General features: G+C 39.4%; 31 protein-coding genes and 1 pseudogene. All 32 read right to left on the minus strand.

Going from position 1 to position 24338, the window contains the following annotated elements; translation table 11 throughout:
- Positions 1-390: 390 nt before the first annotated feature.
- The 32 genes and pseudogenes from K7887_RS18400 to K7887_RS18555 all read right to left on the minus strand — a co-directional run bounded on the left by K7887_RS18400 (position 391) and on the right by K7887_RS18555 (position 23858).
- Entirely contained in the window at positions 391-2286 is a 1896-nt protein-coding gene (locus tag K7887_RS18400; RefSeq protein WP_223491084.1) for a phage tail spike protein, read from the minus strand.
- Positions 2287-2485: 199 nt separating this feature from the next.
- Entirely contained in the window at positions 2486-3712 is a 1227-nt protein-coding gene (locus K7887_RS18405; RefSeq protein ID WP_223491085.1) for a hypothetical protein, read from the minus strand.
- Between the two features lie 46 nt (positions 3713-3758).
- A complete protein-coding gene (locus tag K7887_RS18410) occupies positions 3759-5444 on the minus strand; it encodes a hypothetical protein (protein WP_223491086.1) in 1686 nt (561 codons plus the stop codon).
- 13 nt (positions 5445-5457) lie between these two features.
- Entirely contained in the window at positions 5458-6255 is a 798-nt protein-coding gene (locus K7887_RS18415) for a phage tail domain-containing protein (RefSeq protein WP_223491087.1), read from the minus strand.
- 1483 nt (positions 6256-7738) lie between these two features.
- Positions 7739-8381 (minus strand): annotated as a pseudogene (locus tag K7887_RS23090) (phage tail tape measure protein); the annotation flags it as partial.
- 241 nt (positions 8382-8622) lie between these two features.
- Positions 8623-9051, minus strand: a complete 429-nt coding sequence (locus tag K7887_RS18425; RefSeq protein ID WP_223491088.1) for a hypothetical protein — start codon at positions 9049-9051, stop codon at positions 8623-8625.
- Between the two features lie 4 nt (positions 9052-9055).
- Positions 9056-9694 carry a major tail protein gene (locus tag K7887_RS18430; RefSeq protein WP_223491089.1) on the minus strand — a complete coding sequence of 213 codons (639 nt, stop codon included), beginning with the start codon at positions 9692-9694 and terminating at the stop codon, positions 9056-9058.
- A 6-nt stretch (positions 9695-9700) separates the two neighbouring features.
- Complete coding sequence (locus K7887_RS18435; RefSeq protein WP_223491090.1) at positions 9701-10081, minus strand: HK97-gp10 family putative phage morphogenesis protein; 381 nt, start codon at positions 10079-10081, stop codon at positions 9701-9703.
- Positions 10081-10410, minus strand: coding sequence for a hypothetical protein (locus K7887_RS18440; protein WP_223491091.1), 330 nt, complete (start codon positions 10408-10410; stop codon positions 10081-10083). Before K7887_RS18440 ends, K7887_RS18435 begins: the two co-directional genes overlap by 1 nt.
- Positions 10400-10732 carry a hypothetical protein gene (locus K7887_RS18445; protein WP_223491092.1) on the minus strand — a complete coding sequence of 111 codons (333 nt, stop codon included), beginning with the start codon at positions 10730-10732 and terminating at the stop codon, positions 10400-10402. Before K7887_RS18445 ends, K7887_RS18440 begins: the two co-directional genes overlap by 11 nt.
- Positions 10704-10973: a head-tail connector protein gene (locus K7887_RS18450; protein ID WP_223491093.1), complete on the minus strand. Its 270-nt coding sequence runs from the start codon at positions 10971-10973 to the stop codon at positions 10704-10706. Before K7887_RS18450 ends, K7887_RS18445 begins: the two co-directional genes overlap by 29 nt.
- A gap of 4 nt (positions 10974-10977) precedes the next feature.
- Positions 10978-12324 (minus strand): phage major capsid protein, encoded by a 1347-nt coding sequence (locus tag K7887_RS18455; protein ID WP_223491094.1) that lies wholly within the window; start codon positions 12322-12324, stop codon positions 10978-10980.
- Positions 12321-12905 carry an HK97 family phage prohead protease gene (locus tag K7887_RS18460; protein WP_223491095.1) on the minus strand — a complete coding sequence of 195 codons (585 nt, stop codon included), beginning with the start codon at positions 12903-12905 and terminating at the stop codon, positions 12321-12323. The genes K7887_RS18455 and K7887_RS18460 overlap by 4 nt, the downstream gene beginning before the upstream one ends.
- A complete protein-coding gene (locus K7887_RS18465; RefSeq protein ID WP_223491096.1) occupies positions 12874-14076 on the minus strand; it encodes a phage portal protein in 1203 nt (400 codons plus the stop codon). The genes K7887_RS18460 and K7887_RS18465 overlap by 32 nt, the downstream gene beginning before the upstream one ends.
- Before the next feature lie 11 nt (positions 14077-14087).
- Positions 14088-15809 carry a terminase large subunit gene (locus tag K7887_RS18470; RefSeq protein WP_223491097.1) on the minus strand — a complete coding sequence of 574 codons (1722 nt, stop codon included), beginning with the start codon at positions 15807-15809 and terminating at the stop codon, positions 14088-14090.
- A gap of 24 nt (positions 15810-15833) precedes the next feature.
- A complete protein-coding gene (locus tag K7887_RS18475) occupies positions 15834-16271 on the minus strand; it encodes a P27 family phage terminase small subunit (RefSeq protein ID WP_223493700.1) in 438 nt (145 codons plus the stop codon).
- A 104-nt stretch (positions 16272-16375) separates the two neighbouring features.
- Positions 16376-16756, minus strand: a complete 381-nt coding sequence (locus tag K7887_RS18480) for an HNH endonuclease (RefSeq protein ID WP_223491098.1) — start codon at positions 16754-16756, stop codon at positions 16376-16378.
- Positions 16753-17070, minus strand: a complete 318-nt coding sequence (locus K7887_RS18485) for a hypothetical protein (RefSeq protein ID WP_223491099.1) — start codon at positions 17068-17070, stop codon at positions 16753-16755. The genes K7887_RS18480 and K7887_RS18485 overlap by 4 nt, the downstream gene beginning before the upstream one ends.
- A 22-nt stretch (positions 17071-17092) precedes the next feature.
- A complete protein-coding gene (locus tag K7887_RS18490; RefSeq protein WP_223491100.1) occupies positions 17093-17392 on the minus strand; it encodes a hypothetical protein in 300 nt (99 codons plus the stop codon).
- Positions 17393-17625: 233 nt separating this feature from the next.
- Complete coding sequence (locus K7887_RS18495) at positions 17626-18168, minus strand: site-specific integrase (protein WP_223491101.1); 543 nt, start codon at positions 18166-18168, stop codon at positions 17626-17628.
- A complete protein-coding gene (locus tag K7887_RS18500; protein ID WP_223491102.1) occupies positions 18168-18623 on the minus strand; it encodes an ArpU family phage packaging/lysis transcriptional regulator in 456 nt (151 codons plus the stop codon). Before K7887_RS18500 ends, K7887_RS18495 begins: the two co-directional genes overlap by 1 nt.
- A gap of 60 nt (positions 18624-18683) precedes the next feature.
- The gene (locus K7887_RS18505) at positions 18684-18845 is read right to left on the minus strand and encodes a hypothetical protein (protein ID WP_223491103.1); all 162 of its coding nucleotides are present in this window, start codon (positions 18843-18845) and stop codon (positions 18684-18686) included.
- A gap of 44 nt (positions 18846-18889) precedes the next feature.
- Entirely contained in the window at positions 18890-19045 is a 156-nt protein-coding gene (locus tag K7887_RS18510) for a hypothetical protein (protein ID WP_223491104.1), read from the minus strand.
- Between the two features lie 42 nt (positions 19046-19087).
- A complete protein-coding gene (locus tag K7887_RS18515) occupies positions 19088-19468 on the minus strand; it encodes a hypothetical protein (protein ID WP_223491105.1) in 381 nt (126 codons plus the stop codon).
- 174 nt (positions 19469-19642) lie between these two features.
- On the minus strand, positions 19643-19882 hold the full coding sequence (locus K7887_RS18520; protein WP_223491106.1) for a hypothetical protein: 240 nt from the start codon (positions 19880-19882) through the stop codon (positions 19643-19645).
- Positions 19873-20076, minus strand: coding sequence for a hypothetical protein (locus K7887_RS18525; RefSeq protein WP_223491107.1), 204 nt, complete (start codon positions 20074-20076; stop codon positions 19873-19875). The genes K7887_RS18520 and K7887_RS18525 overlap by 10 nt, the downstream gene beginning before the upstream one ends.
- A 55-nt stretch (positions 20077-20131) precedes the next feature.
- Entirely contained in the window at positions 20132-20839 is a 708-nt protein-coding gene (locus K7887_RS18530) for a hypothetical protein (RefSeq protein ID WP_223491108.1), read from the minus strand.
- On the minus strand, positions 20836-21222 hold the full coding sequence (locus tag K7887_RS18535) for a replication terminator protein (protein WP_223491109.1): 387 nt from the start codon (positions 21220-21222) through the stop codon (positions 20836-20838). The genes K7887_RS18530 and K7887_RS18535 overlap by 4 nt, the downstream gene beginning before the upstream one ends.
- On the minus strand, positions 21215-21397 hold the full coding sequence (locus K7887_RS18540) for a hypothetical protein (RefSeq protein WP_223491110.1): 183 nt from the start codon (positions 21395-21397) through the stop codon (positions 21215-21217). Before K7887_RS18540 ends, K7887_RS18535 begins: the two co-directional genes overlap by 8 nt.
- Positions 21381-22682, minus strand: coding sequence for a replicative DNA helicase (gene dnaB, locus K7887_RS18545; protein ID WP_223491111.1), 1302 nt, complete (start codon positions 22680-22682; stop codon positions 21381-21383). Before dnaB ends, K7887_RS18540 begins: the two co-directional genes overlap by 17 nt.
- A 3-nt stretch (positions 22683-22685) precedes the next feature.
- Positions 22686-23033 (minus strand): replicative helicase loader/inhibitor, encoded by a 348-nt coding sequence (locus K7887_RS18550; RefSeq protein ID WP_223491112.1) that lies wholly within the window; start codon positions 23031-23033, stop codon positions 22686-22688.
- Positions 23034-23051: 18 nt separating this feature from the next.
- Positions 23052-23858 carry a DnaD domain-containing protein gene (locus K7887_RS18555; protein WP_223491113.1) on the minus strand — a complete coding sequence of 269 codons (807 nt, stop codon included), beginning with the start codon at positions 23856-23858 and terminating at the stop codon, positions 23052-23054.
- Positions 23859-24338: the final 480 nt, after the last annotated feature.

Consider the following 24338-nt stretch of genomic DNA (forward strand, 5'->3'; position numbering starts at 1 on the left):
GTTCGTCGAGCCAAGATTTTATTCCACGCTTCCTCCCGCCCTTACCTCACGGTAAGTACCTTGCGCTTCCTTAGTGGTTGGTCGATGTGTACCCCCACAGTGGACTTTCACCACCTAGATAGATGCCATGCCTGGCACACTCAAAAAAACGACCCGTTAAGGTCGTTCGGCTAGTGTGTTTACGAAAAGGTTTCTATATGATGACTTATCTATATCTAAGTCACTTCTAATAATGCGAATGCCGATTGTGACTAATAGCAAACCAAGTAAATAACCAGCGAGAATTATGGCTGATTTTGTAGTTAGAAATATTAAAAGGAAACATACTATTTTGAATAGAATATTCATCACTTCCTCCTTTTACTATACCTTATTTTAATTATACCTTAGTTATAACGAATATTGTCCTCGAGATTGAATGAAGAATTGAGTATTTATTTGTGCGTTAATTCTCCCTCTTTCGTTTGGTGTTAGCGAGACAACGTGCTTGCCCCTTGCTACCTTTCCATCGCTATCCTTAGTCAAATATGGAATGAGGTTAATCGCATCAGCGCTATTGCCTGAAAAAGAAACGAGGTTTCCGTCTACCCTTATCTCTACATTATTTGGCATAGTATCAAGTAGGAAGATTCCATGCTCAATAGGGTGAGTGTGTGGATCTAGTTCTACTTCGTGTGTGTGCGGGCTAACTGTATGTGTGTGATCGCTTACCTGGTGGGTGTGTGGCGAGACACTGTGAGTATGATCAGAAACTGTGTGTGTGTGTGGAGAAACACTTACCGTATGCCAGTGGTCAAAATCTGATGTGTCGATCGTTACTCCATGAATATGACTGCTGCCATCTGGTATGGCCATACCTGTCATATATGGAATAATCGTAGCTGGGAACCCATTCGCTTGACCGCTAGTTGTCGAGGTACCACCTCCACTGCTTGTTGTTTGTCCGCCTCCGGATGAAGTAGTCTGTCCACCTCCAGAAGATGTGGTCTGTCCACCGCCTGCTGAAGTTGTTTGTCCCCCTCCTGCAGAGGTGCTACGCACAACAGCTCCACCACTCTCTATACCTCTTGAATATCCGCGAAAATAGTCAGTTTCAAACCACAGCGTAAGTTCGTTTATATTCACCATTCCGTCGGGCAAAAAGAATACAATTTCGGCAGGGTGCTCGTCGTCAGCATTGTCGTTATAAGAATAAGATAGGAGATTCGTTGCGCCTTGGGCATAGACTTCGTTAATTTTCTGTCTTCGTTCTAAATCAGCTTGCGTCGTGCTCAAATCTTCTGTCAAACTACCAATCTCTAATTGGGTATTGCCGGGGGTGCCTTTAGTATCTGGCCGGTGTTCTTTCATAATTAATAAATCCATACTAGGAAAATCATCTAGTTCTAAGCGGACCACATTTCCTTCTTTCAGCTCATCAATTTTGGCACCTGTTATTTTAGAAACATCTGCAGCTGACACTACCAAGGAGACAATTGGCTCTTTCCACCTTTTTAGGAGTGCTTGACTGCTGGCCATTAAAGTTGCAGCATCTTCAAAACGTTTGTCTACCCAAACGGTCTCTAAAATTCCATTCTCAGCGACTGATTCTGCATCCTCGATGTAAGGAACCCCGTTATTCACAGACTCTATGGTCAATTGATTTACGCCTTCTCCGTACCCTAATGGATATATGCGATTGAAGACGCTCATGGGATTCTCTTCTATTTCAAAGTTAATTAGATTATGTCGCTCTTTTATCCGACAAACCGGTTCTATATTCGGCCGAACAAGATTCAGGGTCCACGGATATGTGGTTGTGTCCCATGTCCATCGGTATTGCTCATCAAATGGTTTGGTCACACTGAAAATTGCAGATAGTAAATTTTCGTTTTCCCACAAGTAATGAAAATATCGAGTGATTTCAACAGATCCCAGTTGCCAATGCGGTTCTTTTTGCTGGCCCAAGAGATACTCCAGTACTTCGTTGGTTGGCAGGTTGGTTAACTGGTGATCTTTGAACAACGTACTTCCTAAGAGAGTTGCAAGAACATGCTCGCATTCAAAAGAAACGGATAAGGAACTTTTAGATGTCTTTTTAGGAATGATTCTAAAGAGACCGATGTATTCTGATTCAACTGAAATCTCAACGTATTTCAACAACTTTACCTTTTGAATTTTCTTGTCATTTATCGGCAAAGAAAATGATGCTTGCCATATCTGATTATTGGTTCTTGTGTAAGAAATAGCATAAGCATTTTCAAGTATGGCTGTTACATTTCTTTGTAGATCTAGTGTTTTTATCACTAATTGACCACCCTCTTTTTGCTCAATTATTTAGCATCATTTTAGGGAATCTAGACCGTCTAAAAAACTTTGTGCTTATTTAGAACTTATTTAGAAGTTTCCCCATGAGACTTGTTATACTTTCAAGACGAAAAAAAGAGCCTGTGATTGGGCTCTTTTTTCATTTCATTTATAATTCTTCTTACCGCACTCTTTCCTCCTACTGAGTAGTTTTTAAATAGATGTGTTTGTGTATTAAGCCCAAAAATAAACAGAAAATAGTAAAATAATAAAACCACCCCTGCATAATCGGCTCTAGTAAAAATGTTACAATCATCGCAGTAAAACAGGATATAACTAATCCTTTTAAAAATACTGGTAAATCACTTTTAAGGAATGTCCTTAATGAAATTAATCCCAATAGAGAAAAAATAACTAACAAGACGAAAGGTATCAATCCTGCATCGTATCCCACATCGAGCCAAAGATTGTGAGCATAGTTTAATGATAACTCTGTTTTCCTTCCGCCAGATGGATAGCTGAACATACCTTTAAAAGATTCGCCCCAGGCTGTAAAACGAGGATCATCAATAGCCGAGAAGTTTCTCATTCTATTTCCGATAGTAGTGCTGAACCATTTGTCTTTAACTCCAAATATGTTTCCAATGAATAACAGAAAACCAAGAATAGAGAAAAAGAAAATAATAACCGTGCTCATTATTTTCCTCGGTGTTAATTTTGTCGTATAAAAAAACACCGCAATACACGAAGCGCCTAGTATGAGAAGCCCAGTTCTATTCCCAAGACTCAGGGAAACATAGATAGATATAGCCGAAACCGCTAAGATAAGGAGTTTGGTTATTTTCATTTTCTTTATATTGTTGTCCCTGAGAAACAATAAAGGTGTTAAGGCAATTCCAAGTGATACATAGGTATTCATTCCAGTTGCAGAAAGGAAATTCTCGCCCCATAAACTCATTACAGCACGTCCGCCGTATGTGGGGGAAGCATTTTCAAGACTTCCATATATCTGCGTTGTTCTAACTATGCTCAGTATCGCAAACAACATCGTACTAATTGCCACCGTAAAAATCAGACAATAACTTTTTTTGATGGGGTTTTTGTTGTTGATAAAAGCGTACCCCGTCCAATAAAAAACAATTGGCGCAATAAGGTAGCCACCCAATACTAAGGTAACATCAGAAAACCCATACAATTTTACAGTTATAGCGTAATAAGCACTAAATAACATGAGTAGCGAACTCATAATTATTAATCGTTTAGTCATCTCCTTGAATATTATTTTCCAAAGAATAAAAGGTAGTAACAAGAAAGCAATTACTATTCCTTTATTTAAAAAGTTGGCTGCATACAGGCCGACAATTATAATAAACAGTATTTCTGCATTTGATAATTTTGAGTTTTGGCCCATTTGTGTAGTTGTCATGTTATTCACCCCTTGAAAATAATACCATGACAACTAATTTTTTTCATTACTTATTGTTAAAATAAGTAACACTACCTCGGATTGAAGTAATACCTTGCAACTTGTGTGTGTACATATTCATATCCGTCGAATTTGGGTATTTTTGATTGCGTATAAATAATCTATTAGTTGCTCCATCCACCACCCCGTATAGATTCATTACAGAAGTAGAACTCCCATAATGTTCTATCGGAAAGGTGAAATACCCTTGTATAGGCTTAGTTGTTTCTGGTAATGTCACTACTAATAAACGAGTCGTAGGTAAAGCAGAAACGTCTCCAATATCTATCCGAAAAGTGTAATGAGTAAGCATTTCATCAGTGATATAATTACCAACTACATTTGTTGTTGGAACATCTCCTTCAACGGCAGTTGATCCAGAGTTAAGATACTGTAACTTAGATGAAAAAGATTTGCTTGTTAGACGATTTTTCTTTAATGATTTGACAACTCTTTTTAATTCCCAGTCCACTCCCCCTACAGAAGCATCACCCATCAGGTTATAGTACAAAACCAAGTTCAGGTCTGTTGCCGTTTCTTCGAAAATAACTGCTGGTTTATATAAACCCCTCCCAGCTACAGCCCTCGTTAATAGATTTTCAGATGATAAAGAAAACCCGAAACCATCAGACGACTTAAAGAGCATGATATTATTAAATTGCAAATCATCCGCAATCATAATCAAGCCTTCTGCGGATTGGTACATTTCAAAATGCCATAACGTCTTACTTGTACCCTGCACTTCGCATGTAGTTAAATTTGTCCACGTTTTTAGATCATCACTTTGAACCCTTTTCAATTTGTAGCCATCTGTTATATCAATGAAATACATAAAGTATCTACCGTTAAGATACACGACATCCGGTGACACAATTGCATTTGAAGATTGATAGATAATTTCTTTTTCTGACCAAGTGCGCCCATCATCTGAACTTTGTAACCAGTAACGGTCACTAATCCCTGTACCGTTTTCACGATAGATCAAATGTAATGTATAACCATTTTTATCTAATATCCAACAAGGGTCAGAATAGTGTCTTCCTTGTGCTGGATAAGGTTGCAGTGGATTAGTAACTCCGGGAGGATTTAGCCAATTCTTTCCGTCATTTGATACATAAATACAAGGATTTTCATACGCTTCACTATTGTCCTTGTATGGAGTGATAGCCATCCAATAGTTATAACCGTTCCACTTTCTAGGGAAGTTAATAATCTGCGGATGTACGTATTCGGTATTTCCGTATGGTGATACTGGCATATTCACATTTGTAGCAGTATCAACGGAGTCTATTGCCACACTTACGAGGTCTATGCTATTTCTCCCAATAAACCTTGTATTAATGGGATTGGAAATAACAGACTGCGTATTTTGTGCCAAGAGCGCGGTAACGTTTTGATTCTCTGTCCGCACTCTATGGTCAGGAGAGTCGTAAACTGTACCATCTGTACCAATCTTCAATTGTTCTACAGCTGGGTCAATGGTGGACGCGCCTATCACTTGATCTACTTGCGTTTGTACATAATCTGCAGTTTCATTCGCTTGGTTTGCTACGTTCAGCGATTGTTCTGCCGTATTTTTTGCTGATTCCGAATCAACTTTTGCTTTTTCTGCTGCATCGATTGCATCATTTATATATTCTACTCCCTTATAGATAGGAAATCCTACCCCAATCGGAATTTTTGGAAGAGGCATATCACCACCGTCCTTACGTGTATTGGTCTCTCACTTTTATTGAAAAATTCAAATTCATATTTGAACCTGTGATGTATATTTCATTGGTTCCTGGCATCAAGGTTATAAATTCACCGAGGATAAAGGTCTCTTGTCCGTCTTTAATAAACTCATAATCTTTTCCTTTAACTTCGAATGTTGCATTAGTAAAGGTTCCTAAAGAAAAAGATTTCCCATTCCCCTCGATTACAACGTTTTCACCCGAACCAATGATTAAGAATTCAGGAATAATTGCAGTGCCATTTATTGTTGTTTTTACAGTCTGTGGAGACGTAATTGTGACATCGTTTACGTACAATGTGTCTATAGAATAGCTATCATCAAAAGTAACTAGAGTACTGTCCCAGTTGATTTCATGATTCTCAACATTTGCATATTTGACTGGATCATTGGCAACAAAGTTTATTTTAAGTATGAATTCTTCTTCAGCTCGGCTGGGTACTATGGGCCCGTTTAGCTTCACCATGTAATGCATATCTGGCTCATAATCACGTACCATCTTTATTTCTCTTGGCTTCCCATAAGGATCCAATAAAAAAGCAACGAGCTCATTAACTCGCCGCTGCATATTCATATGAAACTGGTCTATGATTTTTAAAGAATAAGAGAAAGGACGTTCTCTTACTTCATCTCCGAAATCCCACAATCCTTTCCTACCAGGTATTGCTACCGTTATGCTTTCGTAGTTTGGAGTTGAAGGATCTTCATTATTACCTGGCTCACAAAAAAATCCAAAGTCTTCAAATCGATAGTTGTCATCCATTGTGATCATACTAAAATTACCCCCTGAGATCGGGCTTTGACTTTGTTTGTCTGTTGGATTTTCCTACTCATTCCGGGAGCTAATTTGGTATTCATCTCATCTGTATCAAGATACACATGAACATCAACTTTTCCACCGGATCCACCCATTGTTGCTGCTATTCCTTTTCCAATATCACCTAATGTTTTTTCATTCAGTGGGATTAATGCTTCATTCTCTCCTGGCACTTCACCTGCGCCTTGTAACTTACCTCCGTATGCTCCAAAAATGGTTGGTTGCGTGAAAATTCCACCTTTAGCATTCCATTTAATTCCTATACTCGGAACACTTGGTGGCATTAAACTGAAACCTCCACTAATTGTAAACTTAGGTAGTTTAGGTTTGGGAATTTCAATCTTTAATTTTTCTTTTAGTCCTGTGAAAAAACCCTTTATTTTCTCTAGATTTTCAAAGAATTTATTCTTTAATTCAATTGCTTTTCCTACAGACTTAGAAACCATATCAGCGATTAAATCTCTCAAATAGGTAAAGGTGGCTTTCCCAACAACCTTTATTTCGTCCCAGTTTTTATAGAGGAGGACCCCAATCGCAATAAAGCCACCAATTACTGCAGTAATGGCTAGGATTATACCTATCAAAGGTAATAGTCCTATGCCAAGTGCACCTGCTCCTAAAGCGAGAGCAGTAAATATTGTAGATAAAACAACTCCAGCTACAGTTAAGGCACCAACGGCAGAAGTTGTAACTGCAATCCCTGTTGTCAATTTAGGATGTTCATTAGCCCATTCAATTATCTTTGTTGTAAATTCTGCTACATCTGTTACCAGTGGAGTTAATGTCTTTGCTAGCTCAGCAAGGGCCATTTGTTGATCTATTAAAGCTTCTTCGTGTGCAACTAACTCAGGATTCATTTTTTTATATTCTTCATACGCTGAAGCCAATCCCAACTCCGATAATTGTCGAAGGACATAATCCGTGTCCCGCCCGACTAATTTAGCCATTTCTAGACCTCGATTAAACCTTTCAAGTTCCACACCACTACGTTCTAAAAGCTCTGCAAATGGTCCAACAGCTTCACCAGTGGCGAATGTTTCTTGTAAACCATCCGCAATACCTTCTGTTTTCAATGTGTCAGAGAATCTAATTGCAGCACCGTTAATTTCATCTATAACCTTTGCAAGTTGAGCCTCGTTCAAGTCAGTAGCCATTAGGTTAGCCATTGTTTCAACCGCTGAATCTGTTTCACCTGTTACCGCTGCAATCTTCCTGAAACCTTCTTCAATTGCCCCTACATTAAATCCAGCATTCAATGCGTTTGTTTCGAGTCGTGCTAGTTCTCTATTAAAATCACGCATGCTATCAACTAATCCACCGATGACAGCAGCAGGTGCAGCACCTGCTATCGCTTGCAAGCCCTTCTCAACACCATCAAGGGACTTTTTTGACTTTTTGCCACTATCCTCTAACTTATCAAGGTTTCTCTTGAAGTCCGCTACAGTACTCTTAGCATCATTTAGTCTTGCATTTAATTGACGTACCTCTACAGAGTTCTCTCCATAAACTTTTTTGGTTGTTTCTAATTGACTCTCGAGGTTTTTAACTGCACGATCAGTTAATTTCATTTGAGATTCTAATTGTTTTTGAGCCAGTTCGACTTTTTGAGCAGCACTTGCATTTTCTCCAAGTTCTGTATTCTGAAGTTTAAACGCGCTAGTAAGTTCCTTTTGTTCAGCTTCTAACAACTGACTTTCGCTCTTCAGCTTATCAAGCTTGTCCTCTGCATCCCTTGCCTCCTGGGCTTGTTCTGTCAGTCCTTTATTCACTCTTTCCATGGATTGTTGGAGAGAGGTTTCTGCTCGTTCAGCGTCTAAGAGCTTGCTGTACATTTGAGTCAGTTGGCCGGTGGTTGTTTTTGTGTCTTTGCTCATCGCATCATATTGAGCTCTTAACATTCCGGTACGTTTTTGAGCGCTTTCCATCTGTATTTCAAGTTTTTTCTTTTCAGCTCGAAGCTTGTCCGTTGCTTTCGCATCGTTGCCCATAGCTGCTATATGATTTTTGTACTCTTTAGCTGCTGTGTTCATCACTGCATTTATTTCCCTTAACGTTTCTGCATATTGAACTTGTCCATCCATTTTAAAATTTAGGATAACGTTTTTTTCTTTACTTGACACACCCTCACCTCCTACTACAAAAATGGTGTCTCATCAAGGGTGTAGATTTTTTTAGAAAGACTATCTTCATTCAAAGCTTTTGGGTGGTGATAACGAATATGCATAATATATTGTTTGAGTAAATGATTTGGTGTGATGTTGAAAAAGTCCTCCATAGTTAAACCTAGCAAGGTATTTCCAACATAAAAATAAAAGTCCCAATCTAATTCCGGTGATTGGGACGGTTCTTTTGTTTGAAAGACGTTCTTTTTTTTTCTGTTTTTATTTTTTTCATATCAGAGTTTTGGAAATTTTGATTGTTAAATAAATCAAGTGCCACTTGAAAAATACCAGGTAGATCACTTAACGGGATGGAATTTTCCAATTCGTACGGTGTGCAATCTGTTCCGCCTGCTTTCACCATAGCATAAATAAGTGCGTTCATTAATTTCACTTCATTTTTTCCTAGTTGAAGCTGTCCTTTTCCCAACATATTATTTACATCTTTTTCAAAGACATGGTAGGGTTTTCCGTAAGCTTCTTCTACATAAGGGAAAGATTTGAACGTGAATATTACAGGAATATCTACGCCTTGGATTCTGATTGTATCTCGATTGATATTTATGTTTACTAAATCACTGAGTCTTGTCATTTAATTATGCCCCCGTTCCACCTGTGTCGGGTACCAGACTTGCCAGCTGAGATTCGTCACAAATTACTTGAGCCATAAAGTCTTCTGCTTTTATACCTTCAGCTGTTGTTCTAGCAGAATTAAAGTCAACTTTAGTGTTTGCGTTAAATAGAAGTGGAGTAGCAGTCATTACAATTTGTTGAGTCGGAATCGTCGCCTCATCGTTTGTTGTTGTATATGATTCGTCATCTGTTGTGACTTGGACCCGAGGGAACCACCTAGCCATCTTACTACCATCATTCAATGGTGCGATAAAGCCAATCGCAAAATAAGGGTACTCCGTTAAGTTTGAAGAGTCGAAAACCACCCCATTCACTGGTGTCTTTCCGTGCATCTTATCTTTAACCTCAACAGGTAAGGATGTATGATCTAGAGTAAGTGTGTACTGATTATTCTTTGTCGCACTTACAAAAATTTTATTACTAGCCCATTTCCGGACAGTAGCTGGCGCCCCTGCGATTCCAATGGTTTCAATTGTTGGCAGTTCATACATTTCGATGTCATAGGTAGGTAGCTCGCCAGCTGAATCTTTTCCTCCGGTCATAAAGGCAATAAATAAATTTTCTACCCCCACCGGATAAAGCATTTCTTTTGCTTTTGTCATGAATAATTATCCTCCCATTTTCTTTATTATTTTATTAGCCATGATGTCTGCTATCTTATCGCCTTCTGCATCAAATGTGTTCTGGACAAAGTGTTGTCCTTTCACCCTTCCGCGACCGTTTGCTTTTTTATGACCATGTTCAACCATGTGCCAATAGAATGCTCCGTCTTCAAATTCTACGGAAACACGATCGTTTTTAACTACAACTTTCAAGCTATCCCTTAGATGTTTTTTATTTAAATTAGATTTCTTTATGCGGGGCCTAAGTTTTTCTACAAAATATTCCGCTGCTTCTTCTAGAACGTTTTTTTCAACAGTTTTATTTACTTTTAAAAGTGTATTTATTTCCCTAATAGCCTCTTCAAAACCATTATTGTTGGCTGACATTAGTTAACACACCTGACATAAGTGATAAATTGAGTGATTGTATCATCATTTTCGTCATAAGGTAATCCCTCAAACTGACTAAAGGAAACACCATAACTATTTAACGCATTTTTCAAGGGCTCGTAATCCGTTTCTACGCCGTTTGTGATAACGGATATCTGATACATAGGTAACGACTTTAACACCCTAGAGGAGGCTCTTTTGTGCGTCTCATTTACGAATTCATAGACAACATATGGGTACGTAACTGAAGAAGCAGGCTCGTCACGAAAAACAGGAAGGCCAGACTCTTTTAAAATGGACCTCAGTTGTTGAAAACTAACTGACATACGATAAACTCAACTCCATTATGCGGTCATCTTCACGCACATAGGCTCTTTCTATATTAAAAATTCGTTCTTTGATTTTCACCCGGTAAGATTCCTGGTCATTTTCAACTTCGCGATCAAGACGAGTTTCTATCTTTTTCATAATTTCACTGGTGTCCCTAGTTGTGAATTTGTCCGTTGCAGTTACACCGATATTGTTGTATTTCAAATCCCGAATTTTCATGTACCCTAATACCACTCGGTCAGTGTCAGGATCAACCGTTTCCCCGAGTTTTAATAAATCTGCATTCCATTTAAGTTTGTTCGCCTGTCTCTTCGTCATCTTCAAACACCTCCTGGATAAAAAATGGTGTCAAAGCGTCAAGAGCTTGCTGTAGTTCTTTTTCAGAAACACGATAGTCATAGAAAATACTTGCGACCATGATTACAAGCCACTCGTCCTCTTTACCAGTTGCCTTTTTCACATACTTTCTTGCACGCGCAACATAAAAAGGGAGCATGGAATCATCCATGCCCTCTTCCCAGTGAATATGTGATTTTAGTTTATCAGTAAGAATGTCCATTTAATTAGCCTCCAACAGGCTCAGTTGCTCCCACTTCATAACGATAAACAGATGGTTCGAACGGAGAATAAATCAATTGACCATCCAGTAGGTTATAAATCTGGAAACCTACTTTATTTGTACCAGCATATTTCTCAACAAGCTTCTGTAACTCCATAGAACCAATTACGTCCTGAACGTGGAACGTTTTGATATCACCAAAGTAAAAAATTGCTTTGGAAGGATCAGTGCCGTTTGCAGCATCTGTAAAATCTACTTTGTGGCCGAGTAATTTATACCCAATACCGTCAGTTGCTTCTCGTAAAAGCGGACGTCCAGTAGTGTCAGTCATTCCTTCTAAGGCAGTCAAAGCTGCACGGTTGATAATCCACATAGACTTTTTAAGGACTTCCGTAACTGGTTGACCTTTCATCTTAACTAATTCTTGATGAAGTTTTTGTGAGTAATCAGCTGCGGTAATATCCACTGGCGTTGATTCGTAATAAGCAACAGCTTTCTTTGCAAGTGCACCAGGGTTTTCATTGCCGACATCGTTACCGTTAAACATATAGTTAGTTTCTTTACGTACATATGCTTTCTTCAATTCATCAATAACAATTTGCTCTACTGGAGCACCAGACATTTTGAGCAACTTCTTCGTAACAGTTGCCAGTGCATCGAACTCAGCTGGATCAAGAAGAATCTCGTCGAATTCGATATCTGTTTCAGGGATATCAGTAGTACGTTCAGTTTTTGTTACATTAGCATCTGCCTTCTTGACGAGTACAGGGTACTTAACGTTGCCCTTTGTCTTATGGCGTGATCCATATTTACGCAACAAGTTTTCTTCCTGAGCATAAGTAATGATTTCAGAAGCAATGACTTCAGGGATAGTTACGGAACCATTACCTACTTCCACACCAAGTGAACGCGCCTCAGTTTCAGTGATTTTACCAACTACAAAGTTAGCAAATGCAGAACGAATCTCTTTCTCTTTGGTCTTTGTTGACTTGTGTCCACGACTAGAAAGTCCTTTGCCAATTTGGCTCATGATTTTGTTGCGTTGCTCAGGTGAAATGCCTGCTCCACGCTGTTCGCCACCTTCATCTTCTTCACCATCGTCATCCTCTTCCTCATCACCTGAATCATTATCACCTTCATCGGATCCAGTTTCTTCACCATCTCCACTGTCATCAAGGTTTGCTAGTTCATCAGCAATCTCTTGTGCTTCTTCCGTGAGATCGTCTACTTCGGTTTGTACAGCTTCTAATTCTTCCTCCCGTACTTCACCTTTTTCAAGCTTAGTGCGTAATTCAGTTAAACGAGCATTGTTGCGTTTTTGTAATGCTAGTAATAATTTGCGTGTTTTCATTTTGTTACCCCCAATGTCTTATCAATTTTTTTTATTATCGCCAAGCGTTTTTCAACCTGTTTGCCAATTTCCTTACTTCGCACAAGTGACACTTCTGTATCTTCATATGCAGGCAAACTTACTACTGAAATCTCATAAAGCTCTACTTCAACTAGTGTCCTTAAAGCAGGCTCTACTGAATAGTCCCAAGTTTCTTTTCCTTCATCCACCCAAAAACCAAAAGAGCATTGGTCAATATCTCCTCGTTCCATTGATTCCACAAGGTCACGAGCAACAGATGTATTAGGCAATTCAACTTCAAACTTTAGCCCACGACTATCCTCTTCTAAACGAAGGGTTCCGCTTTTGGTTCTACCAATTACATTACTCCAATCGTGATTAATCAACGCTCTAATATCCCCATCGGAAAGTGAACGTGAAAAAGCACCCGGTGCAATGATTTCATCGAAATAATTCCCAATGCTTGTTCTTGAATTAAAAACAGCAGCATAACCGCTAATTACATGAGACTCTTTATTTTGTCCATCTCGGGTTTGAAGGTTGGTGATATTAACTGTCCTCGTCTCCCGTTTCTTTCTCACCTTCATCACCTCCCTTCAAACTATCATCAGTCGCTTTTTTCTCGCCAATTTTTGATAGGTCGTTAGAGATGTAAATTGCTTGTGTTTCAGGTGTATTCTGCTTAGGAAAACCAAGCATGTCAGCAACGTTATCCGGTGAGGTGATTCCAGTACGTACGATGTTGTACCCAATATTTGTTTTGGTACTATAGGTGACAAAATCAAGAATGTTTATTTTGAATTTTAATCGCTTATCGGAATTTGAACCTAAAAAAAGAAGACTCAGATGGTCTTCAAAGTTTTTCATTATTGGACGTACCGCTTTATTATGCAAGTACATCATAGCTTTTTCTAAATCACTTTTCATGAGTGCGGTATAAGTATCAACATTAATCCCCAGAAACTTACCTAGATCCTTTTTGTAAACATTCAAGTAAGCTAATATTTTATCATCTTCTATCGGGCTTTTTAACGTATCAATGTCGTACCCTTTACCTAGTGGTATGAGTTTTACTGTTCTGGACTCATCAATTGCTTCTAATTGATCTAATATTGCATTTATAAGCTTTGACTGAGCAGCATTTTGCGGGTTGATGTGAGCATCTAGCTTAAGCAAGAAGGCAAGGAATCCACCTTTCTTATACTTATCCGTCAATACCTTCTCGGCATTCATTACACCTTCCAGTGTGTCTTTGCCTAACGTTTTTAGTCCCACTCCTCTTAGGTGATTAGTCCCTACGTTTTTTACCTGTCTGATCATTTCGGATGGAATCTCTACCCCATTTATCTTAAAGCGTTGTTTTAAATTGGTGATTTCACATTGAACATTGGCTGGCAAGTGCAATTCTTTATTGTTTAGAAGGGGAAATACCTCACCTTCCAACAAATAAGTGTTTGTCATAAGCTTAATAAATTCAGAGCCTGTCAGATAACTGTTGGGATTTTTTAGTGACTTTATGGATGGGTGGTCGTTTATTTCATTTCCATCCTTATCCTCTAGCACAATGTCCGCCAGCATGATTTGATTACTAATATCTTGCATTAGCTCGTAAACATCACTTGATTCTAAGATGTTTTCATCATTTATATAATGGCTACCATAATTGACGGTATGAGAGTAAATATCCTCAAACCAACCTCGTTTCTCCATCTGTCGATATAAAAAATTTGAAAACCTGTCCCTTAAACCCAATTTACCACCTCCTATCTATAGATAGTGCTTATTAATTCATCCATACCATTTTCATCTACATCGTCCATTGCCGTCATAGTTTCTTTATGGGCTACCAGAAAGGCAACAAATCCGTCAATCTTCTTCTTTGACTGTCGTTTACTAGGGCCTTTCATTCCATTTATGTTGGTAACAACTACAAGGTTAAGGGCGCAATAGATGAACAATGGATTGTCTGTTAATATGCGCTTTTCATAAATTAGTCTCTCTGCATCATCGATCATTGCATTCATAACATTCGGGTACTGATTTACAACTATACATTCAATACCTAGATTCTCGCATTTCTCGATAAGCTTTTGAGACATTGCTGGATCGTAATTAAGCTGCTGCACATCATAAAGATCCATGCATTCAACTATGAAATTCATGACCTGGTCTTGGTCAATCATTTTACCATCACACAACTGGACGAATCCTCGTTCTACTAAATCTGTATATGGAACATTATCTTCTTTTTCCCTTGATTCAATATCAGCATTAGGAATGAAATACATTTGCTTTACCTTTAATATGGACTTCCCATTTTCGTCATGGGTAGGAAAATTCAAACTGACACATGTTAAGTCCGTTGTCTTTGATAAATCTAGTCCTAGGTAACATCTTTCTCCTTGTAAATCACCTAGGTCATCCACAAGTATATGTTGCACTTGATCCTGTTCGAAAAAGTTATCTGCGCCATTTACGAAAACATTTAAATGTTTGGATAGAAACTCTGCTTTTTTGTGAGCTGAACGGTTTGCCGATATGAATTGGGTCTCCAATGCGGACATCGTTACAGAAACTCCTATATTAGGATTTACCATTGCCCATACTTTACGGTCTGTCCAGTCATATCCTTTGTTCGGTTCATAGATCATTACGAAGTTTGAATCATCATCATCGTTCTTTAATACTTCCTTCGCTTCTCTATATACTCGCATACCGACACTGGAGGACCCCTTACCTGCTGTACTTATGTTAAACATGATAGGTTCATCTCTGGCAATTTGAGCAGATTTAAAGTTATCGTACTGATCCATATTTTCCTGCTTATGCAATTCATCATTAAGGACAAAGTGTGGATTGGACCCCTCAATACTTTGTATATTTTTGCTCATTACGATGAATTGATTTTGATAGGCCAAGTTATCCTGCATGTACTCATAAACAACAGATGAAACAGTCCCTTTAGGCCCTTTATATATATGGGAGTTTTCCATTAACGCGTCATGATTCAATATGGTTGCTGCGAATGGCTTTGCTGCATATTGTGCTTGTTGAAAATCACTAGCACAACAATAACAATCCGCACTTAATACTCCCTCACCATACATGGAAAAACCTAATGCTCCAACCGCTATCAATGTTTTCCCATTTTTTTTAGGGACTTGAATGTAACATTCTCTAGTGACCCTTACTGTTTTACCTTTTTCGTTTTTGCGCATCCATCCATATATCCAAGAATACGCAAACTTTTCCCAATCTTCTAGAATAAATGGCTGGCCGGCCAAGTCACCTTTAGTATGGCGGACAAATGTTTCTACCCAATCCATCATTTCGTTGGCACGATCTACATCAAACCAGATATCCTTTCGCTTTTTCCATTTATAATACCTAGTAACCATCAGCTTTATGGTGTCAGGGTATTTCTTGGGATTTCTCTTTACTTGTTTTGCAAATTTCTCCGCGTAATTTTTGCCACGTTCTATCACATAAACCCCTCACCTCCGGGATCGTTACGCTTTGTTTCTCCACTTGTTTCGATGAGCTTCCAATTCATTCTCAACCTGGTTTGGTTTCTCCATTTCTTCGTTCTTCCAAACAGAAGAACCTCCAGTTACTGTTTTGCCAACCTTAGATTTGTTTGTAAGTCCTAGCAAATCGAGGGCCTTGGTCTTTTTATCTGCCCAAGTCTCCACTTGTTGCGCTAAAGGATGCTTAGAATTGTTCGTTGCCCCTGCCTTGTTGGTATATCTTTGTGTGACAGGAAACCCCTTTTCTTTCCAATGAATATACATTGTTTGGTAAACTTCAAAAATATCTAGATATGACTCTATTAATGGATCCAAAGTGAGGGTGTAAATATCAGCGTCCCTCATGACTTTTAACACCCGTTGTTTTTCTGCTGCCGTTTTTTCCAAGACAATTCTTTGACGTTCTTTTTTGGTGGCTATTTTTCACACCCCCCTTTGTTTTTGAAAGTTTGTCTAACGGTACGTTTAGAACCCTTGCTACCTATCTTCCCTATAATGGAAAAAATGTATTTGGGTAGGGGGGGTTATCCAAAATAACTCGGAAATACTTTATCTTTTTTTTCTTTGTTCTCTTCTTCTGTATGACAAGTAGGACACAATAGTTTCAAATTATTTTCTTCTAGCTTTAATGTTGGATCATCTTTGATTGGTATCTCATGATGGACATGAGCCTTCCTGCCGAATACAAACCTTCCACACTTCTGACAGCAGCCGCGTTCTCTCTCGTAGATAAAGGACCTCATGTTTTTCCAAGGCTTTGAATTATAGAACTTCTTATTGTCATGATGGTAGATGTCCTTCTTCTTCCGTTTCTTTAGAGATGATTTGTGAGACCGTTTATGGTCATCGCAGTAAGCGCCACGCTCTATCTTTGTCCCGCAACCATTGAAGTCACAATACTTCACTCCACATCATCTAACTTGTTTTGCAAGTAGTGGATGATATCCTCTTTCTTTTTCATATCACTGGGAAGCTCCCATTCATTAGATGCAGCGTATTCTTTCAACTGGGCAACAGTCATTTCATCAAGTGGTGTGTTCATCGGTCTGACAATTGTTCGGTCAGGTCCACTTGCAAGATCTACTCCTAGGATCATACTCTTAGGATTCTCTGTTACTTCAAACTTTGGTTCCTTTCCTTTAGGTACAAAACGAATTCTCTTTTCTTTAGTGTCCCAGTACTCAGTGCCAGCTGCCGTTTTACGAGTTTCTACTATCATGATATCTCTCCTTTAAATTGAATTATTTTCTTCTTATAGCTCCCTTAACTCTCTTGAACGTATCTCTGTTACTTCCCATGATCTCGTGCCAGTTAACCTTTTCCGTCTTCTTCTTAGGTTTACTTCTACCAAGGACGTTGAGTTTATGTTTATTCTCTGCTGACAAATGATCAGATAGTTTCATTGTTCCCCATCCCTTTTGCCAATGTAAAAAGGCACCACTCTTTGAACGAGTGATGCCTTCTTCGAGGTATTCCATTACTAACATAATACCACTTAAAAACCGAAATGCTCTGCCTTTAATCTGCCACAAGTCTGCCATTTTTATATTCTTCTTGTGATTTTGTGAATTACCCATAATCTATAAACTGTGACTTTCGTCTAAAAGCTCCACCCTTTGGCACACTTATTTGGAGTCGATTTCCCTGTTTTGAATGACACATTCGCCTTTTGAAGAGAATAATTTAAGGAATTTTATTTTTTGAACATTTTAAAGACAGAAAAACCCCATAAAAACGCATGAAAAAAGACTATCCATAAAACTTGCAGATAGTCCTAAAGATTAAAGTTTTTCATAGCCTTATCGATACTGTCCTGGTTGATTCCGATGTACCGAAGTGTGATTTTCGCCTCACTATGATTAAATATCTCCTGGAGCAAGGCAGTGTCTTTTGTTTGTCTATAGAAGTGATAACCAAACGTCTTCCTTAACGTATGGGTGCCAATTTCCTCAAGACCTACATGTTGTGCCGCATCTTTTAGGATTTTATATGCTGCACTCCTTCCAAGAGGCTGATTCACTCCTTTTCTACTAGGAAACAGATACTCATAGTCCTCTTTGCCTTCACAGTACTTGCTTAGTTCTCTTTTAAGCAGAGGAGTAAAGTCCAAGCGTTTCTGCTTCCTTGTCTTCGTTTCCCTTAAGCTAAAATAAGGTCTTCTCCCGTCTCGTACTTTTAATTTCAAAATATCTGATATACGCAATCCAGAATTAATCCCTAAAACAAAAAGCATGTAATTTCGTTCATTTTTCTCCTTCAGGTATTTCTTAATTGCTAGTATCTGGTCTCTGTCCCGTATAGGTTGAACGAAATTCATTACTTGGCCACCTCGTTCTGGATATAGACCTCCACCTTCAATGCCAAGGCGAGATTGTAGATGGCTCTACTTTTCAGGCGGTTGTAGTGTCTTTCACTTAATCCTAAGTCATTGTAGACTTCATAGTGGTATTTCTTCTCTACATCCAAGTAGGCCTTAATAATGATGGCCCTTTCAATGAAGCAAAGACGGTTGACTGCCTTCTGTACCTTTTGGATAAAATCTTGAATAGCCTTCTCTCTATCTACTTTTCTAATTACAAAATCCTCTGTTGGCGAAGAAATCTCGTTTGTATTTGTTGGTGGAGTTAAGGAGTACTGTGGTGTGATTTTAGGAAGCTGTTCTTCTGGCTGCGTTAACATCATCAATCGATAGTCACCTAGGGTCTTTTCGACCTCTTCTTTCGTTTTCTCGCTATCAAGCTCCAGCATCAAAAAGGATAATTGCTTTCTCACCTTGACCACCCCATGCTATAATAATTTTAGGTGTTTAGTCAGGAGTGGTCCTGGCTTTTTTTATTTTGGTTCCATTTCATCTAGCATCTGAAGGATATACTTTATGTCCTTCATCCACTTTTCAGGAGAATTGATTTGCTGCCAATCCTCTTCAACATTCAACCCTAGGCTAACAACCTTGGATTTCAAATGTACAATTTGGCTTTTAAAAGCAAGATCCATTCATTATCACCTCGAATGTAGTATGACCGGACAAGCGAGGATGATTACTTTTTCTTGCTTCGACTCCCATAAGTGTGGATGTTTGAAAATGCTTCAACTTTTTTCTTTAGCTTCTTTTGATCAGATTTAGGAGGATACTTTCTTCTATATGCATCTAACTCTTCAGGAGTCATCTTCCACTCGACGACTTTGCCAATCACGTATTCTCACCTCTCTCGCTGTTTGGTGGAACTATACAGTAGTTAATTTTTCAAAAACCCAACTTGCTTTGCGTAGTCAATTATTTCTTGTTGCACTACTTCGCTATGCCCCCAATGACGACAATATAATCCGCCATATCCGTTATTTCCGTTAGTATAGTTACCAGTACGGACATACTCAGCAAAATCAAGCACCAACGCTCTCAATGTCCCTCCATGACTGAACCCTTTCCAGTCATAGTAACTTTTGATAACGGGGATCTCCCTTTGTGTATAGTCATCAACAAAGTAAATTCGTCCGTTTTTCATTTTCATAAAAGCCAAGTTACCCCTCGTTTCAAAGAACCTCCGACCACGTTCTGAAATGAATTGGATCAGTTTGTTGATTGCTTCAAGACGTTCCTCTTTTTGGTTTTTCAACATTTTTCCCTCCCTCACTGTTTCGGTCAATTGGAAAACAAAAAATAATAACGTCTAGTCCAACCTATTCTTCAATTACCTCCATTATTTCCCCACAACACTCGCACCGTTTGTATGGAATAACCTCAGCTGCTATTTCTGATAGATCACATTCAGGGCATGTATATTCATACATTGCTATTCCTCTTTTACTACCAATTCCGGTCTTACAAAGAAGAGAGATCGCACGAGCTCGACACTGCAGGCTTTACCGTTCATAGAAAACTCCATGATATCTTCAAAGAGTACTTTGTATTTCTTCATAACTGCTTGGAACTCTTCTAAGCTTTCGATGAAAGCATAAAGACCCCGTTCATCACCGGAGCGATGGATATAAGTTAATTGAATCCAATTACCCTTTCTCCAATTTAAAACCATTTATTATCATCCTTATCTGCATCAATTTCCCTAAAGGCTAGTAAGACCAATTCATACTTTAATTCTTGGTAGCTCATCATTTCCAACTCTGTTCCAGATTGGCTTACTAAGACACCTTTCTGGCGCAACTGATCTAATACAAAATTCCGTTTCATCTCTTGGTGAAGGTTTACTCTGTCAACATGTAATACCATTAGCTCACCTCATTTTGGATAGAGGGTGCAGCTTTCACCGCCCCCTCTCACTCTATTAAGCTATTACGATTATTTTCCCACCTTCTATTTCGCTAGAGAGTTCCAAGTTCAAATATCTCTTAATGTTTCCCATAGCCTCTAACTTCCACGCACCACCATCTGCTTCAAACAATGCGCACCTTGGACCATTTTTCATTCTGAATACAAAATTACTTTCCGGTTGTTGAACTTCCACAAACGTCCTGTAAGGCTTTAATGCTACCGGGTTTGGAACTTCCACCTGTCCTACTGTAGCAACGCCTACCTTGGCAGTAACAGACTGACTGATACCATCGTCCCCATAGGTCTTTACATCTTCTTCTTTGATGTTCCCTACCACTTTCAGGATGATATCTTTATCCTCATTACTGACAAATCCAGATTGTAGTTTGATGATAAATGTCTCTGGATCATACCAGTTTTCAAAATGAAATTGCGGTAGCATCGCATTGGCTTTAATCAGATATTCTCGGTTTCTGTCACCGTTCAAAGTGGTGAAGACCGTCACTTCCGTTGGAGATTCCACATGGACCATAAGCGTCTGATCACTATCAAAATGGGATTTCAGATAAGATACTAAACCGGATAGACTATGGACGGTCAATTTCGCTGCAACTGGAGCTTCTAGCTTGTATAAGATTTGTGAAGAATGGGCCTGTCCGTTCTCGTAAAATACTTCTGTATTGCCTAAACCAACAATGTACTCAATAGCTGCTTTAATCATTGATTACTACCTCCCTGTTTTTTAAAGCTGATTATTTTTTCCCCTGTGTCAGATGAAACATCTCCATCATCATCCACAAATGTTTGACCTTTGGCTCCAGATTTCAATTCCTGACCAACTACTTTTCCTCTGCCGTCCCTATCTAGAACAATCCTTGTCTCAATATCTTTCGCCGGCGCTAGTTTGGTATTCGCAGTGACAGTTACATTGGCGAGGTCTCGTTTGTCATCACCTTTCATAGTGATTTTTACAGTGATGGTTCTCGCTTTCTTTGGATCCGTATTTGGATCGGCAAGGTTCTCCAGGGCCTTCTGCAACTCGATGTTCACTCTTTCAGCTACAGCACCATCTGCAAAATCCGATAGATTGATAATTTTAGTCATGTTTCATCCTCGCTTTCTCATTTTCGTAAACCTGCTCCAACTCGGTTAGGGTTAAGTCTTTCACCAAGCAGCCATCGGGTGTTCGGATGTAATTCAGGCCACTTAGCTTATTGATCAAAAAGCTTCTTTTCAAATTAACAGCTTGTCTTAATCGATTCTCATGATTGATGATCATGAAGCCTCCTATCCAGATTAAGAAAAACACCATATTCTTTGATGAAGGCTGCCTGGACAGTCCCTGTTGGACCGTTCCGGTGCTTGGCAAGGATGATTTCGGTGATGTTCTTGCTCTCTGATTCTTTATCATAATAATCGTCACGGTATAGAAAACCGATGATATCTGCATCCTGCTCGACACTTCCCGATTCACGTATATCAGACATCATCGGGCGTTTATCATGCCTGTTTTCTACAGCCCGGCTCAACTGGGACAGGACGATTACGGGGATATTGAATTCACGCGCCATCTGCTTTAATTCTTTTGACATATGCCCAATTGCCAGATCATGCCGTTCGAATTTCCCGACCGGTTGCATGAGCTGCAGGTAGTCGATGATCACAAGATGCTTCTTATCTGGTTGCTCCCGAATTGCTTTTCTAACCGCGGCCTTAATCTCATAAACTGTAATGCCCGGTTTATCATGAATATTCATCTGCCATTTTTCATATGTCCCTATGGCACTGGCAATTTTTTTATGATCATCCGGTGTAAAGTCATGGAACGGATTTTTCCACTTTTTCAGATTTACGTTAGAGATGCTCGATAGCATCCTTTGAACCAAGCTCTTATCCCCCATCTCGAGGGAAAAAATATTGGATACCCCATGGTGATGACAATTCCTCATGGCAAGTTTGAGTGCGAAAGCAGTTTTACCCATACTCGGCCGTGCTCCGATGATGATTAAATCTCCACCCTGCCATCCTCCTGTCATGTCATTTAAATCTTTCAATCCGGTATCTATTCCTGACATTCCATCATGCGGCGTGCTCATATCCTTGAAGATTTCTGTCAGAATATCTGTTTTGGTACGGTTAGAGGTTGCGTTACTATCTTGTAAGTTCCCAAGATCCTGTAGAATTTTAGGCATTTCTTCTTCGCTCGAGACGCCGGATAACTTAGACCCCAGCATTCTTGCTCTCCGAATGCGATAGGCCTCTAAAATCATTAGCTCATACACTCTGAAATTTGCTGTTGTCGGGACTGAATCGGCTAGGGAGGAAAGGTAACTTACCCCTCCAATTTCCTCTGTAGACGTTCCTAATTCCGTTACCACTGTGACCATATCCACAGCTTTATTTGCCTTATCCACAGATACCATCGCATTGAAGATTGCTTGATGGGACTTCTGATAAAAATGGTCTGCTTCTAGTTTCGTTTCTTGGATGAGGTCGCCTTGTATCAAGATGGCGCCCAATACCGCCTGTTCTGCTTCTGGCTTTTCGTAAGGTAGTAGATCCATGCGTTATTTTTCCTCCTGGATCAACGGTTGGTATTTCGCCTTGATATCTGGTGAAAGATAATCCATAAAAGTTTTCTGGTTGCCTGATGCCCTTGCATGCTGTACCTCTTGGCGCCAGTCCTTCTGCTCTTCCAAAAACTTATTCTTCTCTGGTAGTTTGGCCGCAATGTCCGCGATGGTTGGCGGAAACTTCTTGGTACCGATGTGCTTATTGAGATTATGCAGAACTCCTTTGAAATCCATGTTTTTTAATTGTTCGCTCCAGACGTTGACGCGTTTTTCGCTTAACTTAAAGTGGTCATAGGCTGCTGCGATATGCTCCAATATTTCCAAGCTTTGTTCTTCTGTCACGTTGTTTCCTACCCCCTTTTAAGTCCCGATGCCTCTCTTTCGCTTGTATTCAGCAAGAAAATCCAAATTGCTTTGTTTCTTGGAGAAAGGTGCTCCTCCTTCTCCGTCCGACCGTTGCCTCTCGTACATTTGTAAGTCAGCAATGGTCTTGACATTAGCCTTAGCCCAGTTGGATAAAGTGGTCCAAAGGTAATTCATGACCTTCTTGTCCGATTGCCGTACTCGTTCAATTCCTTCGAGTATTAACGATTCTGCCATGCCGTCATGATCTATGTAAGTTCCTAGGCGCTCAGCATGGTTTGGTTTGATGTCGAAACCAAAGACGGTTTTCCATTCCTCCAAAATTTCACTCCAAGTGGATTTTGATTTCGGTTCGTCTTGTCTATCTATCTTTCTATCTATCTGTCTATATAATGGGTCACTACCTTGGCTACTATCTTGGCTACTGCCTTGGTCACTATTTGACCCAAGAGGTTTTTCTTGGTCACTACCCTGGCTACTACCTTGGTCACTATTTGACCCAAGGGGTTTTTCTTGGTCATATTTTGACCATAGAGGTAGATGGTAAACAGAAGATTGACCACCAGTTCTTGGTTCCATTTGGATGTAATTCTTACTCATTAATTCATTTCTAGCTTTCTTAAAAGCTCCTAATTTTAAGCCCGACCTTTCCATAAGAATGGACCTAGCTACAGAGAACTTCTCTAATTTCCCGACTTTCATTTTGTTGTACACAAGTGCATACCACAATGCTATTGCCGACGATGACAAGGGATTGGTTTCTAGTTGGTCATAAAATGCTGTTATCTCTTCTGGATAGCTCATACGTCTATTCTCGCTCCTTTCTCTTCTGGCAAATGGCTACGGTTCCCTGGATCTTCACAAGTTCCATATCGTGGTGATAACGAGCCACATAGCCTATCACATACCTTTTGAATAATTCGCCCCTATTACGCCTTCCTTCTGTCATCCAGACGTAGCAATCGGGTATGCCCACCCTGTACTCCATATCCATCTCTCCACCTTGTGATTGAAATATTTTTGAATTAAAGGTAAAATCAACAGATACTATGATTTTTAGATGGATGACTCGCTGGGCTATAGCGGATCATCCTTTTTATTTGTCTCTTACATCGTTCTCACCCCTTTCAAATGGTTAGTGCTACTGAAGCACTGGGTTGACCACAAAGACCCATAGAAAAGGGGGGCCACAAGTCCTCATGATCAACCCAGCAATTCAGTTTGCTGGAGCACAATAGGATGTGCTATAATATTGCTACCTGTAATTTTCGACGCAGCTAAGTG

The organism is Sutcliffiella horikoshii (genome assembly GCF_019931755.1).
Taxonomy (GTDB): Bacteria; Bacillota; Bacilli; order Bacillales; family Bacillaceae_I; genus Sutcliffiella_A; species Sutcliffiella_A horikoshii_E.

Excerpts from the sequence above, each read along its gene's own strand:
- K7887_RS18405 (WP_223491085.1), bottom strand. The coding sequence starts at position 3,712 with ATGACAACTACACAAATGGGCCAAAACTCAAAATTATCAAATGCAGAA.
- K7887_RS18410 (WP_223491086.1), bottom strand. The coding sequence starts at position 5,444 with ATGCCTCTTCCAAAAATTCCGATTGGGGTAGGATTTCCTATCTATAAG.
- K7887_RS18415 (WP_223491087.1), bottom strand. The coding sequence starts at position 6,255 with ATGATCACAATGGATGACAACTATCGATTTGAAGACTTTGGATTTTTT.
- K7887_RS18425 (WP_223491088.1), bottom strand. The coding sequence starts at position 9,051 with ATGACAAGACTCAGTGATTTAGTAAACATAAATATCAATCGAGATACA.
- K7887_RS18430 (WP_223491089.1), bottom strand. The coding sequence starts at position 9,694 with ATGACAAAAGCAAAAGAAATGCTTTATCCGGTGGGGGTAGAAAATTTA.
- K7887_RS18435 (WP_223491090.1), bottom strand. The coding sequence starts at position 10,081 with ATGTCAGCCAACAATAATGGTTTTGAAGAGGCTATTAGGGAAATAAAT.
- K7887_RS18440 (WP_223491091.1), bottom strand. The coding sequence starts at position 10,410 with ATGTCAGTTAGTTTTCAACAACTGAGGTCCATTTTAAAAGAGTCTGGC.
- K7887_RS18445 (WP_223491092.1), bottom strand. The coding sequence starts at position 10,732 with ATGACGAAGAGACAGGCGAACAAACTTAAATGGAATGCAGATTTATTA.
- K7887_RS18450 (WP_223491093.1), bottom strand. The coding sequence starts at position 10,973 with ATGGACATTCTTACTGATAAACTAAAATCACATATTCACTGGGAAGAG.
- K7887_RS18455 (WP_223491094.1), bottom strand. The coding sequence starts at position 12,324 with ATGAAAACACGCAAATTATTACTAGCATTACAAAAACGCAACAATGCT.
- K7887_RS18485 (WP_223491099.1), bottom strand. The coding sequence starts at position 17,070 with ATGATAGTAGAAACTCGTAAAACGGCAGCTGGCACTGAGTACTGGGAC.
- K7887_RS18490 (WP_223491100.1), bottom strand. The coding sequence starts at position 17,392 with ATGGCAGACTTGTGGCAGATTAAAGGCAGAGCATTTCGGTTTTTAAGT.
- K7887_RS18495 (WP_223491101.1), bottom strand. The coding sequence starts at position 18,168 with ATGAATTTCGTTCAACCTATACGGGACAGAGACCAGATACTAGCAATT.
- K7887_RS18505 (WP_223491103.1), bottom strand. The coding sequence starts at position 18,845 with ATGGATCTTGCTTTTAAAAGCCAAATTGTACATTTGAAATCCAAGGTT.
- K7887_RS18515 (WP_223491105.1), bottom strand. The coding sequence starts at position 19,468 with ATGTTGAAAAACCAAAAAGAGGAACGTCTTGAAGCAATCAACAAACTG.
- K7887_RS18520 (WP_223491106.1), bottom strand. The coding sequence starts at position 19,882 with ATGGTTTTAAATTGGAGAAAGGGTAATTGGATTCAATTAACTTATATC.
- K7887_RS18525 (WP_223491107.1), bottom strand. The coding sequence starts at position 20,076 with ATGGTATTACATGTTGACAGAGTAAACCTTCACCAAGAGATGAAACGG.
- K7887_RS18530 (WP_223491108.1), bottom strand. The coding sequence starts at position 20,839 with ATGATTAAAGCAGCTATTGAGTACATTGTTGGTTTAGGCAATACAGAA.
- K7887_RS18535 (WP_223491109.1), bottom strand. The coding sequence starts at position 21,222 with ATGACTAAAATTATCAATCTATCGGATTTTGCAGATGGTGCTGTAGCT.
- K7887_RS18540 (WP_223491110.1), bottom strand. The coding sequence starts at position 21,397 with ATGATCATCAATCATGAGAATCGATTAAGACAAGCTGTTAATTTGAAA.
- dnaB (WP_223491111.1), bottom strand. The coding sequence starts at position 22,682 with ATGGATCTACTACCTTACGAAAAGCCAGAAGCAGAACAGGCGGTATTG.
- K7887_RS18555 (WP_223491113.1), bottom strand. The coding sequence starts at position 23,858 with ATGAGCTATCCAGAAGAGATAACAGCATTTTATGACCAACTAGAAACC.